Origin of the sequence: Bacteroides sp., from assembly GCF_030151085.1 — a bacterium.
Taxonomy (GTDB): domain Bacteria; phylum Bacteroidota; class Bacteroidia; order Bacteroidales; family Bacteroidaceae; genus Bacteroides.
In genome coordinates this window covers 1-16,885 of record NZ_JASLER010000089.1, presented here as the reverse complement: position 1 = coordinate 16,885, position 16,885 = coordinate 1, and the positions used below count along the sequence as shown (strand labels likewise).

The 16,885-nt window shown below is 40.3% G+C and carries 8 protein-coding genes; all 8 read right to left on the bottom strand.

All coding sequences use genetic code 11. The annotated features are described in order from the left end of the window. Positions 1–223: 223 nt before the first annotated feature. Positions 224–2,563, bottom strand: coding sequence for a GH92 family glycosyl hydrolase (locus Q1W14_RS18640; RefSeq protein WP_300704183.1), 2,340 nt, complete (start codon positions 2,561–2,563; stop codon positions 224–226). A gap of 74 nt (positions 2,564–2,637) precedes the next feature. Then, positions 2,638–5,175: a glycoside hydrolase family 38 C-terminal domain-containing protein gene (locus tag Q1W14_RS18635; RefSeq protein WP_300704182.1), complete on the bottom strand. Its 2,538-nt coding sequence runs from the start codon at positions 5,173–5,175 to the stop codon at positions 2,638–2,640. Between the two features lie 264 nt (positions 5,176–5,439). Then, complete coding sequence (locus tag Q1W14_RS18630) at positions 5,440–7,038, bottom strand: DUF6377 domain-containing protein (RefSeq protein ID WP_300704181.1); 1,599 nt, start codon at positions 7,036–7,038, stop codon at positions 5,440–5,442. A 237-nt stretch (positions 7,039–7,275) separates the two neighbouring features. Beyond that, the gene (locus Q1W14_RS18625) at positions 7,276–8,913 is read right to left on the bottom strand and encodes a fumarate hydratase (protein ID WP_300704180.1); all 1,638 of its coding nucleotides are present in this window, start codon (positions 8,911–8,913) and stop codon (positions 7,276–7,278) included. 70 nt (positions 8,914–8,983) lie between these two features. Next, positions 8,984–10,981 (bottom strand): DUF4954 family protein, encoded by a 1,998-nt coding sequence (locus Q1W14_RS18620; RefSeq protein ID WP_300704179.1) that lies wholly within the window; start codon positions 10,979–10,981, stop codon positions 8,984–8,986. Positions 10,982–11,033: 52 nt separating this feature from the next. Next, positions 11,034–12,296: a GTPase HflX gene (gene hflX, locus Q1W14_RS18615; protein WP_300704178.1), complete on the bottom strand. Its 1,263-nt coding sequence runs from the start codon at positions 12,294–12,296 to the stop codon at positions 11,034–11,036. 278 nt (positions 12,297–12,574) lie between these two features. After that, entirely contained in the window at positions 12,575–13,966 is a 1,392-nt protein-coding gene (locus tag Q1W14_RS18610) for a RagB/SusD family nutrient uptake outer membrane protein (protein WP_300704177.1), read from the bottom strand. Between the two features lie 24 nt (positions 13,967–13,990). Next, a complete protein-coding gene (locus tag Q1W14_RS18605) occupies positions 13,991–16,870 on the bottom strand; it encodes a TonB-dependent receptor (protein ID WP_300704184.1) in 2,880 nt (959 codons plus the stop codon). Between the last annotated feature and the right edge of the window lie 15 nt (positions 16,871–16,885).

Sequence of the window (16,885 nt, the reverse complement as noted above, 5' to 3'; positions counted from 1 at the left end):
GTTACCACACCAGAAATTGTTCTTTCCGCCTGCTGCAAAATGATGTCGGAAGCCGCATTTGCCTGAACTCCGCTACATAATAGCAAAGCCAACAAAAACATCATCTTTACAGTCCTGGGAAATGCACTGAGTGCATCCGCTCTTTGTTTTCTTTTCATACTAGTAAACAATTTTTTAAATTAATAAAATGTTTTACCTTATTTATAGGTTAACTAAAAATCATTCATATTCCCCACTTCATATTGGGCGTATTGCCCATATAAAGTTCTAATACGCCTCCAGCTGCAATGTCTGCAAAATCCAGATAGCATTTGTTGTACTCCTTACCGTTTAGTAAAGCTTTCTGTATATAGATATTTTGTGTATTGTTATCATGGGCAATCACTACAAATGTTTTTCCCGAAGAATATTTCGGATCAAGACGGAACTCTACCTTATCAAAAACAGGACTTGTAATTTCCATACGTGTACTGCCCGGACAAGAAGGATGAATACCGGAAGCCGCCAAAACATACCATGCCGACATTTGCCCTACATCCTCATTGCCAACGATACCCTCTACCTTATTAGCGTATGCCTTTTCACAAGTGTAGCGAGTCCATTTTTGTGTATACCAAGGCACATCGAGCAGGTTGAACAGAAAAGGAACAAAATGTACCGGTTCATTGGCATGATTATAGTATTCATTCCATAGCATATTAGAAGGAGTTTTAGCAAAGAAATCTGTCAAATCTGCAATTACTTTCTCTTTACCTCCCATCAATTCTACCATTCCCGGAACATCATGCGGAACAAACCAACCTTGCTGATAGGCATTTGCTTCCATACAACCGTACCCTTCTTTCAAACGGCCATCCTCCGGCCATGCTTGCCATGTACCATCCGCATTGCGAGGACGAAACCATCCTTTTTCTTTATCAAAGATATTGTGATAGGCTTGTCCCTTCTGCCAAAAGCTCTTAGCATCGTCTTTTTTTCCTAAAGCTTCGGCTAATTGGGAAATACACCAATCTGTGTAAGCATATTCCAAAGTATGCGAGATACTCAACGCTCCCGGAGCATAACCCAATGAGTCATTGCCGAAACGACGGGAGGTATTGACTGCATACTGATACGCTTTCTCTACATCGTATGTACGGATTCCTTTTACATAAGCATCCGCCAACACAGACAAGGCAGGATTGCCCAACATACAGCCGGTATAAGAATTCAGAAACTCCCAACGCTCGTAATATTCACGTCCACTCTGGTCGGCCATAGTAATCAGTGAATTCAACTGATCGCTAACCAAACCCGGATTAATAATAGTCTGCAAAGGGAATTGGCTACGAAATACGTCCCATCCACTGAATATGGTACGTTTCGTAAATGTATCGTCAGCAGCATGCACCTTATAGTCACCGCCTACATAGCGCCCGTCTGCATCCGTATAAATACGAGGGTCTATCATCGTGTGGTACAAGGAAGTATAGAAAATCGTTTTCTCATCATCCGTACCTCCGGTCACCTGCACACGGCTAAGTTCCTTATTCCACAAATCATCGGCTTCTTTTGCCACCTGGTCGAAACCTTTTGAAGCAATCTCTTGCTTGAAGTTATTGGCAGCACCTTCCATATCGACAAAAGAGATACCAACCTTCATTTCAACTTCTTCACCTTCTTTCGTCGGGAACTCAGTATAGAAGCCCAAATGCTTGCCTTCCAACTCTTTTACACCTTTTATAACCGGTGCTTGCGAGACTTGGGTCAAATAAGGTATGCTAACGACTTCATCACGTTTACGAGTCCAGTCATCAGGAATATCCGCACTCCAGAAACCATAATCAGTCAAAGGCTTGCTAAATTTTGCATAGTAATAAACGGTATAACGGGCTTTCCCGTCACCATTTCCCCATCCACCACCATCAGGTGTACACTCCATCCAGCCTTGAATGGTATAATCGTCTACCACTTTGATGTACTGGGAAGTAGATGTTCCCCCTACTCTACGCGCCAAATCAATCTGAATACGAGACTGGTCGTTAGCAGGATAAATAAAACGTAACACTCCACAACGCGGTGTCGCACTGGCCTCTACTTTGATTTTATAATCAGTTAAGTTAACCAAATAATATCCTGCACGAGCTGTTTCGGAAGCTTTGTCGTAAACAGAACGATATCCTTTTATACTGTCGTTGTTTTCCTTACCCGCCACTTTGTGCAGCTCACCCGTTGTAGGCATAACAAGAAAGTTTCCTAAATCTCCGAACCATCCCACACCACTCATTTGGGTAAAGGCAAATCCTTCAATCGTCTTATGTTCGGAACTATAACCGGAACCATTATCACCTCCAGTTATGGTATTCGGACTCAATTGTACCATACCGTAAGGAGTGGTTGCTCCGGGGAAAGTTTTACCCAGTCCATGATAAACGCCGGCAGCTCCCACACTGGTACTGGCACCGATAAATGGATTCACATAATCAGTCGGAGTCGAATCTGTTGTAGCCACACCTGCCGGTGAACAAGAAGACATCCACCACAGAGAGCAAGCAATTAATAGATTAGCAGTAACTTTATACATATAAGATTAATTTATGATTAATAGACGTTGCTGTCTTATTTTAGCTAGGTACAGATGATAGAATCTGCTAGTATTCAATTCAAGATGAAAGTCTTCAAACCGAAGCGAGGCATTGAAACAATCATTTCTGTTTTTCCGGCACGTATTTCAATTTTCTTTCTTTCAATACAGTTTCCATTCAAATCCACCTCTTCCACACTGGATAAAGGCATACCTAAAGTAACTTTGTGTTGTGTTTTATCCCCTTCGGCATTAAAGAGGCGCAATACGATCTTTCCATCCTTCAATTGTGCGGCACTTACCTGATAACCGGTATTTTGCAGGTCAACAAATGATTTCGATTCCAACTCCGCACACGAGTGATAAGAAGATAATAAGGGTTCGTTCCATTTATCGCTATCGGTAGCAATGGAAGCCTTATCCCATTTTCCACGATGAGGAATAATAGCATATTTCATCTTCGTCGAGTCGGTAATCTTATAGTCAGGTCCCCAAAGTCCCTGACCGGAATATTGTGCCGTAAGTCCTAAAGGATAATCTTCCCCGTAAGAGTAAGAGGTAGTATGATCGGACAATAAAGCCAGCGCATAATCACCTTTTTGTTCTGCCAGATCAACCCAGTGGAGGATGATATTATGCTTAATCTGATCCCAGGAATTGAAGAAAGTATTTTCCAATTTGCTCTCACACACATCAAACGGAGCATTTTTATAAATACGAGGGGAAGTAAGATCTACCGGAAACAATACATTCAACTTAAACCTGTCGTCGCAATATGCCCTGCGATTGTCACGCCAATTTTGTTCCTTATATTCACCAATACCTACATTCTTCTTCCAGTTGATAGTAAGATCAAAATCAATACGTCGGTCTCCCTCCGAAAGAGTTACAATCTGTACAAATGGATGCGAAGCTATTTCACCTTCAATCTTTAACTTCTTTTCGTATGCATTATCCCTAAGAACGGTCATCTTTGCAGGAGCCTCCGTAGAAGAACGGAACTTTCCTTCTTCATAGAAATACCCTCTCAACTCACCCAAAGCATATCCGCCGGATTGCTTAGCAAACTCTTTGTTTCCTTCTTGCTTCGCAATCAAACTTTTAATAGTTCCTCCTTTTGATAGGTCAAAAACAATTTTATAAAGTTCATTTTCGACTACGTATTCCGGGGCATTCACCTTCTCACCTCCTGAAACTACATTTTTACCTATTCTTTTTCTTTTGATACCATACGTGGAATAACCAAAAGGAGGAACTTTTGCTTCAAAAAACAATCTTATATTTTCACCTTCTTTTTCTACTGAGCAATCTATCTTATTTTGTTTCCAATCCCAAAGTTCCAAATCGGCATTAGCATACTCACGAGGAAGTAGAACATTCATTATTTCGGTTCTTTCACTCCCCAAGGTATTGTAGACACGTATATATCCTTGCTGATTAGGGGCAGCTGCACTTACTTTATCAAAGCTCCGCATAGATGCTTCGACAATGCCATCTGTTATGTTGTTTGTCTGATCAGTCCACCGCTTGATGGCATCTGCCCATGTACCCTGCTTATTCAATCTGTTGTAAGGTACAATCCATGAGTCATGATGCTGAGCCAGCATCAAAGTACGCCAAGCCTCGTCCATATCTGCCTGAGTATAGTTGTAGCCATTCACCAAATGAGCCATAACGGACATTTTTTCCGCCATAACAATCTTATTCTCAGAGACACGTACTTCTTGCCCAATTCTTTGCATCACCTGGCTACCCCACATCAAATTTACATGCATGTCTTCTTGTGAGAAATGCCAGTCATCATCTGTTTTGCCGATAGATATATTTTCAAAGTAATCTCTCCATCTCACATAAATTGAATTGGCTTTGACTTCTTTTCCACTACCTATCCACGGACCATTCTTCCATCCGGCATCTTGAAAACACATACCTACCGGATGCTTGATTCCTGCATCACGGCAAGCTTTCAGATAAGCTTCTGAGTTAATCCAGGCTGTTGTTTGCCAGGTTGAATTTTCTTCCAATTGTTCACAAGCATAACGAGGAACAGCCAATATAGAAGTTCCATCCGTTCCTACCCAGTTCACCAATTCGCCGCCATAAGCACCGGTGTATCCTCCCCAACAAGTATTGGGACACTTGATTACAGCATACTTATAACCAAATAGTTTAAGAATTTGCGGCAGACAACTTGTAAAACAAGGTTCTTCTACCGAATAGGTAAGAAAATCGACTTTAGGGAAATGATTATTTATCTTTGCTATACCATATTGAAACTGCCTGATAATACTTTCGCCTGAGATATTGTAACAATAAGGCTGTGCATAAGTAGGGTTCGTAAATTCAACCTGCTTATCGATAGCTAATTTCGCAAATTGATGATACGCTTCGGGAGTCCGTACCAGAACAGTATCCCAAGTTTCAGGCTCTATTTCTATACCAATACGCCAATCAGGATTCTTCGTCAACTGATCTACTATAAATTGGGTTTTCCATTCTACAGGATAATGCCCATATATGCCTCCATGATATCCATCAACAAAGTAAGCTTGTTGTGAATGAGCTTGTACACTCCAAAGAATTACAACTAATATAACACAAAGCTTATTCATGTTATTAGAGATCTTATTTAATACATTTTGTATTATGTGTTCCGCATCGTAAAATTTTGAAAAGGTCATAATTGTGTTTATTAGATTAGTATTATGTTACCAAAAATCTTGTGATGCAAATATAAGAACAGAAAAAACCTACTTCTTATGGGAAGTAGGCTATAAAGTAGGTATTTTGAGGATTAAAATCTAAATATTAATCTAATATTCAGAGAATTACATAAATAGTAAAAGAAGAGTTTGGTAAATGGAATAGACTCATTTTTAAGACAAAGAACCGAGTTTTTTCACCTCTTCTTCAAAGAGATTACTGTCAAGAGCCGACATTCGTTTCACTTTGCTCTTATAATTATAAATGGTTTGCACAGAATAATGGAGAAACATAGAAATCTGTCCGACGTCTGTAATGCCCAACCGAATCAAAGCAAAGATACGTAGCTCCGTATTCAACTGATCTTTTTCGAGTCTATACCTTTCTTCCGGTTTCAAAAGAGAGTTGAATTCTTCTACAAAATTGGGATATAATTTTAAAAATGCTTTATCAAAATTGGTATACAGCTCTTCCAATTCTTTCTCAAAAGGACGAGAAGAAGACTTATACAGTTCATCGACCTGACCGGTTTTAATCTTTCGATTCACATTCTTCCGGTATTCATCGAGCTTATTGATATAAACAGCACACTGATTCATGAAGTAGCCGACATACTTTTCCTTAATCAGATTCGCCTCATCCAGGCTCTTGTTCAACAGCACCAGTTTCTCGTTCATATCATTAAGATTCTTTTTAGCCCGTGAAACTCTTCTAGTCTGCTTAATTGCGAAGAACAAAGTAATGGCAAGAGCTACAACAAATAAGCTGATAAGCAGGATATAAAGACGGAGATTCTGCTTCTGTTGCTCCAACTTATATAAATAAGTATTCTCAATGATGGGATGAATACGGGCTATCACTGTATTCTTAAAGCGGGAATTATAAAAGATTGCATCGTCCAATGCCACTTTTATATAATTATAGGCTCTGTCAATATCCCCCTTATAGTAGAGGTTGACTGCCAAAGTCAATAAAGCTTCATTCTCTTTCACCGCAAGTTTGGTATCCGCCATAGCAGCTAGTATAAGGTATTTTTCCTCCTCTTCCACCTTTTCGGACAACTTGTATGCCCTGGCAAGTCCCATTGCCATCATTGCATATCCATGAGTCTCCGGTTCTTGCTTATCATATATGTTGGTCAATATCCTGAGAGCTTCATTCAGTTTACCGTCATATTGAAGCTTCACAACCTTTTCTTTCTGATATTCATCCGATTGATTATCTAAAACACTCATGACAGTATCCCGGTATGCTTCTTTCAATAGCACATACTCACTCGAGAACCTGGCATCATCTGTATATTTTATGATATTCTCATAATAGCGGATGCAGTTCCAGCAATAGAGGGGCTTTAGCCCTTTAGGCAAACTGTCGCAGTGAATTGACTTAAGAATATCATTAGCCTGCACAAAGAGTCCCGACAAGCAATAAACGAATGCCAACTTAAGTTTACTCTCCAACAAATATTCAGGCTTTCCTATTTTTTCAGCAATATCGATATTCTCATGAATATACCGCTCCGCAGAGTCACAAACAAAAGTTTCATATTGATGAATAATCTCATTATTCAGGTGATACAAATCATCTAAAGTATTTAGCTTCTTCTTTCTAGACTTCAGCTCCTCTATCGTAGCTTTCTTTTTTTCAGTATATATAAGACGCTCGGAAATAACTTTATCTAAAACCTTTAATAAAGAATCATTTTCATTGTGAGCACAAAGCTGCAACACAGAAGTTATAATGAACAATATAAAACAAAGTGTGTATTTCATATCTAGTGTAATATATATAATAGCAACAACTTACAAAAAAATGTATTTTATCCGGGTTATTTGTCAAAAAGTATGCGAGTCGCCTCATTTATAACATCTTTTAACCACAAATAAAGGAAATGATGACGAGTGTAAGCTAGCTCAATAAAGTGTAACAGAATAGACAAAAAGAAAGCTACTCATAGAGAACTTCACCCCGTGAGCAGCTTACTTTACATATTTTTGGAACAGTCTCGTTTACTTACTGCAATTCCAAGGTTTCAGTTGTTTGAAGAAGTCATTGCCCTTATCATCTACCAGAATAAATGCAGGGAAATTCTCAACTTCAATCTTCCAGATAGCTTCCATACCCAGTTCCGGATATTCTACACACTCTATGCTCTTGATATTGTTCTGCGCCAGGATAGCAGCAGGACCACCAATAGAACCCAGATAAAAACCGCCAAACTTCTTGCAGGCATCAGTTACTTGCTGGCTACGATTACCCTTAGCAAGCATAATCAAACTGCCACCATGACTTTGGAAGAGATCAACATACGAGTCCATACGTCCGGCAGTAGTCGGGCCCATAGAACCGCAAGCCATACCATTAGGAGTCTTGGCAGGACCAGCATAGTAAATAGGATGATCCTTGATATACTGAGGCAGATCTTCACCACGATCCAAACGTTCTTTCAGTTTAGCATGTGCGATGTCACGACCTACAATGATAGTACCGTTCAAAGACAGACGGGTAGAAACCGGATATTTGGTCAACTCTTTCAAGATGTCAGCCATCGGTTGGTTAAGGTTGATCTTTACAACATCACCTTCACCGGCATTGCGGAGTTCAGCAGGAATCAGTTCGCCCGGATTGCTATCGAGCTTTTCAATCCAAATACCTTTCTCGTTGATCTTACACTTAACGTTACGGTCTGCAGAGCAGGAAACGCCCAAACCGACTGGACAAGAAGCACCATGACGAGGTAAGCGGATGATGCGGATATCGTGAGCCAGATACTTGCCACCGAACTGTGCACCAAGACCAATCTTGTGAGCTTCTTTCAGAACTTCCTTTTCCAATTCTACATCACGGAAAGCACGACCGCCTTCGTTACCAGTAGTAGGCAAGTTGTCGTAGAAATGTGTAGAAGCCAGTTTCACAGTCAGCAGGTTCTTCTCAGCAGAAGTACCGCCGATAACGAATGCAATATGATAAGGAGGACAAGCAGCTGTACCCAGCGTCTTAATCTTTTCAATAAGGAAAGGAACAAGAGTACCAGGGTTCAGGATAGCTTTTGTTTCCTGATAGAGGTAAGTCTTATTAGCTGAACCGCCACCTTTAGTTACGCAAAGGAACTCATACTCCATGCCTTCCGTAGCTTCGATATCAATCTGAGCCGGGAGGTTGCACTTCGTATTTACTTCGTCGTACATATTAAGAGGTGCGTTCTGAGAGTAACGCAGGTTTTCTTCGGTATAAGTCTTGTAGACACCCAGCGAAAGGGCTTCTTCATCGCAGTAGCCAGTCCATACTTGCTGTCCTTTTTCACCGTGGATAATGGCAGTACCGGTGTCCTGGCAGAAAGGTAATATGCCTTTGCACGCTACATCGGCGTTGCGCAGGAAAGTCAGTGCGACATATTTGTCGTTTTCGCTAGCTTCGGGGTCACTCAGAATCTTAGCAACCTGCTCGTTATGCGCACGGCGCAACATAAACGACACATCGCGGAAAGCTGCATTAGCCATTGCAGTCAGACCTTCTTTCTCAATCTTCAGAATAGGTTTTCCTTCAAACTCGCTTACTGATACGTAATCTTTTGTAAGCAGATAATACTCAGTTGTATCTTCCCCTTTTTCGAACATGGGTTGATACTTGAACGGAGGTGTTGCCATAATTACTCGTTTATTTAATGTTTAAAATGAATCGTAGAGCAAAGGTAAGAACTATTATCGAAATATTTCTTTAATTCGCGTGAAAACTTACCTTCTGCATACGTCCTATCAATTCATCGCCTAGCGCCGTCTTCACTTCAATATGCTTCAAGACTGCTGTCACGAAAGGATTACTCTCAAAATCACCGCGAACTTGCTCGAAGTCTAGTTCCTTTTCAAGACGTGAACCGTCGGCACCGAAACCTGTCATGGAGGCTAGTGAGAATTCCTTCTTGGCATCTTCATAAACCATGCGATCAAGACCAACTACGGCATCTTTCCATTTCTCTACAATACGAATAATGTCTTGGGCTGTAATATTCGCCGGATTGATATCATAAAATTCTTCCAGTTTTTCGTAAGCCCATGTCCATTCGTAAGTATAATAGTTAAGGTGCATCTTCTCGAACTCGGCATTGATATATTTCAACCTATTTACTTTTCCCGATTCGATACCATCCAGCAATGTGTCTATTTCACTCTTCGGAGCAATTAGTCCGGAGACATCCACCCATTCCCCACTGCCGATATTAGTATCCGGTTTCAAGCGAGCACGTATCTCTTCGTTACTATGAAAATCGATTCCTTCCAGACGCTTAATAACAGAGTTGCCAAGGAATTTATGAATGGCAATCTCATAGAAACGAATGCCTTTCACCAAAGCGGAATTACGAATCTTGGCGCTATGGAAAGAATAGATATCAGAGAGCTCCCCACTGGCATGACGCAGATTCTTCAACGTTTCCCGCCCTTTAAACATCTTCTGTACGGTATAAGGACTCAGTAAGTTATAGTTGATGTGATCTAATTTATTTGTATCAGTACGTCCATCGCGCTTAGGCCACTTTTGGGCATCACGGATAGTACCCACACTCCGCAAGTTAACACCCGGTACAAGATAGGTTGTATTGTTCTGCTCTATCAGATAGGAGAATGGTAAGTTCGATGTATCAGAATGGTTGACATGGCGCCCCATAACCAGAGAGAATGCTCCCACCTTTGCAGGCCACAAGATGTATGAATCGGAAGTAGTCTTAGCGCCACGTTCCAAGGTCCCTTGATGAATAGGTCCCAGCTTATACATGTGGTTACTTTGGTTAGAACCGGAACCGGCGTTCATAAACGAAAACATACCGGCTATCAACAAGGTAGATTTATGATGAGTAACGGTGAATGGTCCGGCAAATATTGCACATGCCTCACCATTTTCTCCCTGACAATTACTAAAGAATAAAGATTCCGAAGCCGAATAATTATGTCCCAGCTTGCACGCTTGCCCTATGAAACAACGGCTCAACATCGCTCCATCATCAATATGTGAACCCGAAGAAATAATGAAATCGTCGCAAATCACTCCATGTCCAATGCGCACAGGTGCCACTTCATTACTATTGATACTTCCATTAAATAAACGGCATGTACCACAAATGCGACAATAATCTCCGATACGCACATTCTTGATAGAGCCCGTATTCAAAATCATCACATGGTTGCCAATTGTTCCCACAGTAGAAGCGTGCTTATTGGAATAAAAGTCAGTGATTTCCTTCATTCGAGCTATCAAGTCCGGGCGATGGCGATAAAGTGCCAGAATATACGCTTGATGAGCTGATAGTTTATCATTGATAAGCACCTCACGTCCACCTGTTTCATTCAGCACCGACACTTCTACTCCATTACCGAACTTCGACAATCCGTCTACCAAAATGATATCTACATTCTCGATAAACGTGTCATGTCCTATTTCATAATTAGCGATATAGTTCTGGATATTCTCAATGCAGCAGTTATCACCTACTGAAACATTATGCAACGTCACATGCCGTAAACCGGAATGTTTTTTGATTCCACCCGGTAGAGTGAAATCTGAACGAAATACCCCTAAACGCACCTCTCCCGAAAAACGGGTATGGTGTACATATTCTGTTGTAAACTCTTCCGCAACGGAAACTTTGTCCCAATCATCAGCCAGACACGACTGGCTTTTCAACCGAAGAACTTCTTCTTCAGTCAGTTTTCTGTAATTCATGACTTTACAAGTTATTGGTTATAAGTGACTAGTTATAAGTTATAACTAAAAATCACTCCTCTTCACTCTCTTCGTAAGTCTGATAAAGAAAATCGTTATAGGGATACTTCTGTACGTGCAGTTCCTTGACACGTTGATAAACCACACTCTTCAGTTCCTCAATGTTAATCTTTTCGCGGGCAGACACAAAGAGGCAATTATCCTCTAACTTTGCCATCCACGTCTTCATCAGTTCTTCGAGTGTTAAGTTTTCCTTGGTTCTGGGGGTAAGGTCGTCAGCCGCTTTCTCCACGTAGGTATAAGCGTCTATTTTATTGAATACAAGAATCATTGGCTTACCGGCAGCGTCGATATCGGCCAAAGTCTTGTTTACAACTTCTATTTGTTCTTCAAAATCAGGGTGTGAAATATCAACGACATGCAGTAACATATCAGCTTCACGCACTTCATCGAGGGTTGATTTGAAGGAATCTACCAGGTCGGTAGGTAGCTTGCGAATGAATCCAACTGTATCGGACAACAGGAAAGGCAGGTTTTCAATAATTACCTTACGCACCGTCGTATCCAATGTGGCGAAGAGTTTGTTTTCTGCAAAGACTTCACTCTTAGCAAGCAAGTTCATCAAGGTGGATTTACCTACGTTAGTATATCCCACTAATGCTACACGAATCATTCGTCCGCGATTCTTCCGTTGGGTAGATTTTTGTTTATCAATCTCTGCCAAACGTTCTTTCAGTAAAGACATACGATTGAGAATGATACGCTTATCCATTTCCAACTGCGTTTCACCAGGACCACGAAGTCCTACAGAGCCTTTACCACCACCTGCACCGGAGCCACCTCCCTGGCGTTCCAAGTGAGTCCACAAACGTTGCAGACGGGGAAGCATATATTTATATTGAGCTAGCTCCACCTGCGTCTTAGCATTGGCGGTTTGGGCACGCATGGCAAATATATCGAGAATCAGCGAAGTACGGTCTAGAATTTTAATCTTCAACTCCGCTTCTATATTGCGCAACTGCTTGGGCGAAAGTTCATCATCAAAAATCACCATACCTACTTCACGCTCAGCTTCTTCTTCATTCTTTATATATTCTCTGATTTCTTCCAGTTTACCTTTACCTACATAGGTCACAGAGTGTGCCTGATCAAGTTTTTGAGTAAACCGCTTTACGATTTCCGCCCCGGCTGTCTCAGCCAAGAATGTCAGTTCATCAAGATATTCGTTAGTCTTACGCTCATCTTGTTCTTTCGTGATGATGCCTACCAATACCGCTGTTTCTGCTTGCACTTCAGAGATTACAAATTCTTTCATTTACTATACCTTATTATATATACTATATTTAGTGGCGGCAAATATAACGAATTTTGCAGATATCTTTCCGAAATCTTTATAATTAATTCAATGGAGATATACCGTAAACTTTGTATTTACCATCTGGTGATCCTATAAACGAATATAGTTTGAATAAGTTCGTTAGTCATCAGACATGTGCAATAAGTAACCGTTTGTAGTATAACAAGAAGTGTCAAAAACAAACTGCTGTTAGCAGCTTGCTTTTGACACTTCTTCTATTATATCCTACCTAGATATTAATATGTAGGATTTTGTACCAATACACCAGGTGCAATATCAATTTCTCCTTGAGGAATCGGAAGGATTACGCGATAATCGTCATAATTGATTTCTCCAGCAAACGGATTCTTGATTGACTTTTTATTTCTCCAGTAGTCGAATGACATGCTATTTTCAGCCATCAACTCAATTCTACGTTCGAAAAGAATATCATCCAATGTTACAGATGCTACATCTGTATAATCAGCAATACGGTTCTTTCTTAGTGTATTGATGTAGTAAGCTGCATCACCAGATGTTTTCAAAGCTGCTTCGGCTGCTATCAAATAAACTTCAGACAAACGGATGATTTTCGGGTTGTTTACATAGATATTACCATCACGTCCCGGGTATTTAGCTGGATATATTCCTGGGTTAGCACCATCTTGTTTACTAACTAAACCTGAACGTATATCTTTCGGAGTAGCTACCAAATATTTATATAACGGAGCCGTTTCATCAAAAGCACATTCCCCATAACCTTCAGAGATACAGTAGTAGCCGACTGAATTACGTTGTGCATTATAGTTAGTCGTTATAGTCATTTCAAATAATGACTCGTTTGTATAAGTCAGCCCCCAAGATTTCAAATAATCATCAATTGTGTATAGTGAGTATTCCGGGCAAGCAATTACGTCTTTTGCATCTTGCAATGCAGCAGCATTATCACCTAAATAGAGATATGCACGAGCACGAAGCGCCAAAGCTGCCCAATGATTGATATGCCCGTTGTTAGTTTCTTTAGACAATAAAGGCAATGCTATCTCAAAATCTTTGAGAATCTGTCCATAAGTATCTTTCAATGTGGTACGAGCAGCTACATATCCCGGTTCATATACTTCTGTTGACAATACTAAACCCGAATTAGCGGCATTTACATCGGTAGCGGCAGCAGGAATATTACAAAACATGCGAGCTAAGTCGAAATGCAACAATGCACGCCAAGCATAAAGCTGACCTTTGTAGTCATTGTATTGGGCTTTCTCTTCATCACTTACAACTATATTATCAACAACCGACAAAGCTTTGTTAACGTTAGCTATTGCACGATAGAAATAATAGTAAGCATAGTCAGGCATCTCATCCTTCTTGGTAATTGTATAACGTGAAAGAGGACCAGCTTGGTTATTATTACTTAAAGCCTTGAAGTCTTCTCCGCGCAAATCTGCATAGATAGCAAAATCCGCACTATAGGTCATTCTATCCTCAGACATGAGGTAATAAATGCCATTTACGGCATTACCTAAGTCTTTCATAGTCGTGATTGCCTCTTCTACCGGAAGTGATGTAGAAGGGCTTTTTTCTAGAAAATCACTACATGAAGCAAACATCATGCTAAATATTGCCCCTAATAAATATATCTTTTTCATATTCATTCTTCTATTTCTTTATTATTATAAGTCAAAGTTCAAACCGAACATAAATGATTTTGTCGGAGGAGTATCAACCTGACGATAACCGTTTATATCAACATCGGGATCAACATATTTACTCGCGCTGTAAATCATGAATGGATTGTTTGCCTTAAAGAATACACGCAAATTGCTGATATACTTTTTGGAAATAGGCACTTTGTAACCGATCGTAATATCACGCATACGAATATTATCAGTAGAAAGAATTGTACGAGAAGAGAAACGGTCGGAACGATAAGGGTTGTTGTAGATTGGCTTCGGATTGTCAACCTTATCCCCCGGAGCTTTCCAATAGTTTCCAGCAACTTCTTTTGATACGCTGAAGTTTCCGATACGCATACCATCACTATAAGTCAAGAAGTAACCCGGATAATCGAACATACTGCCGCCAGTCTGGAATGAAATCATAAATGACAAGTCGAAATTCTTATACATAAATGTATTTGTCAGACCACCGGTCCAATCGGGAATCGCTTTCCCTACAACTGTATTACCAGCTTTTGTATAATAGTTGGTTACATTACCATCTTTCACTACTTTTCCGTCTACCACCGCATCACGGCTATTCAACGACGGATCGATATAGAATTCACCTAAACCAGTTTCAGAGTTTACACCCAACCATTGTGGCAAATTGAATGTATGCATAGATTCACCTTCGCGAAGTAAATACATGTTACCATCACCGTACATAATATCATTGCCTTCAGGTAATGCTTTCACTTCATTATTTTGTTTTGTAACATTGAAATCGGTTGTCCACGTAAAATCTTTAGTGGTAATGTTTGTAGAACTAATAGTCAACTCCCAACCATCATTCTTAATTTTACCAAGGTTCTGCCAGTTAGAGCTAAAGCCTGTTACATAAGAAGTAGGAACCTTGAACAACAAATCGGTTGTGATCTTATTGTAATATTCAAGAGAAACATTTACGCGACCATATAAATTCCAGTCAACACCAATATTGAAATTCTTTGATTTCTCCCAACCTAAATTTGGATTACCTGCACTACCCCAATAGATACCACTGGCATCACCATAACCACCACCAAACGAGTAAGTCGCCAAGTTAGCATAATAGTCGGTCGGCAAGTTACCATTAGTACCATAAGATGCACGTACTTTCAAATCTGTAAATAATGGATTATCCTGCAAGAAACTTTCGCCACTAATTCTCCATGCACCTGATACAGACCAGAAGTTTGCCCAACGGTTGTTAGCTCCTAGGCGAGAAGAGCCGTCACGACGGAAACTTCCAGAGATATAATACTTATTATCATAGTCATAATTTACGTTAGCCAGATATGACATGATAGAAGAACCATAGGTTGAACTAGAAACATTATAAGCCTGTCCGTTTGACAACTCCGGCAATTTGTCTGTAGAATATGATTTTGCAGAGGCTTCCGTCAGCAACAAATTACGGTCTTCGATTTCATAACCAATCAAAGCACGGATATTGTGTTTATCAAAGAATGTTCCTGAGTAATTTAGTGTAGAAGAAGAAGTCAATGTCTTATTTGTGAAGTCTACGCGATAACCCAAACCACCTAAGGATGCACCGTTCACACTTTCCGGAGCCCAAAACTCACGTGTTTTGTTATCAAGATAATCGTAACCAAAAATAGTTTTAGCAGACAAGCCGAAAGGCAGTGTTATTTCAGCCTCAAAGTTAGTCATGCTGCGCATCATTTCAGAAGAAACTGTTTCAGCATTTGGACCTGTTGACTGCCCAAGCATCAAGTTCGGATTCGAAATATTAGATTTCAGACCAGCATTCGGATTATATGAACCATCTTCCAACTTATTCACTGCAGTAGGGTCCATTGAATAAAGGATAGAAAGCGGAGAGCTTGTACCAATACCTTGTGCTTGATCGTTCTGGTCGCGGAAACCTTCAGTGTTTGTAAACGAGATCATTTGACGTGCTCCAATGCGAAGCCAATCATAAGCTTGATGATCTACATTGACACGTCCACTGTAGCGTTCAAATTGGCTACCGGCAACAATACCCTCGGTCTTATTATAACCAAATCCTGAATAAAACTTCGTTTTTTCACCGCCACCACTGATTGCTACCTGATGGTCGGTTATCAAACCATTCTTATAAACTTCTTTCTTCCAGTCTGTATCTATATCGGAGTCATAGTTCCAGAAAAAGTCAGGAGTGTTTTCATTGGAGAAAGCAGTTGCATCAGTTTCGTTCATACCTTCTCTAACCACAGCATAATTCTTAAGACCTTGCCAGTAGTATTCTTTCAGTTCGGAAGCATTCATTACATTATACTGGTTCTTGACAGCCATACTGGTCCATCCGGTTTCCATATTATAAGTAATCTTGGTTTTTCCTTGCTTACCTTGTTTGGTCGTAATAATAATTACACCATTAGCAGCACGCGAACCATACAATGAAGCCGCTGCAGCATCTTTCAATACTGTAAGACTTTCAATGTCATCCGGATTGAGTGATGAAAGAACTGATTGTGATTTCAAACCAGATGTAACATCATCATTCACAATAGCCACACCATCAACTACATAAAGAGGTTGACTAGATGCACTATAAGAACTGATACCACGGATTTGAATTCTTTGGTCTGCGCCCGGATCTCCGGTAGAACCACCCACACGGATACCAGCCACTTTACCTTGCAATGATTTTACAAAGTTTTCTTTCTGAGAGGTCAACTCATCAGATTTCACTACTGAAGCAGAACCTGTGAAAGAAGCCTTCTTCATAGTACCATAAGCGACAACCATAACTTCGTCAAGTACCTCTGAATCAGATTTCATAACTACCTTAAGATTAGGCTTAATAGATACTTCTTGCGTCTGCATACCAACGAATGAAACCTGCAAAGTCTTCGCAGAACT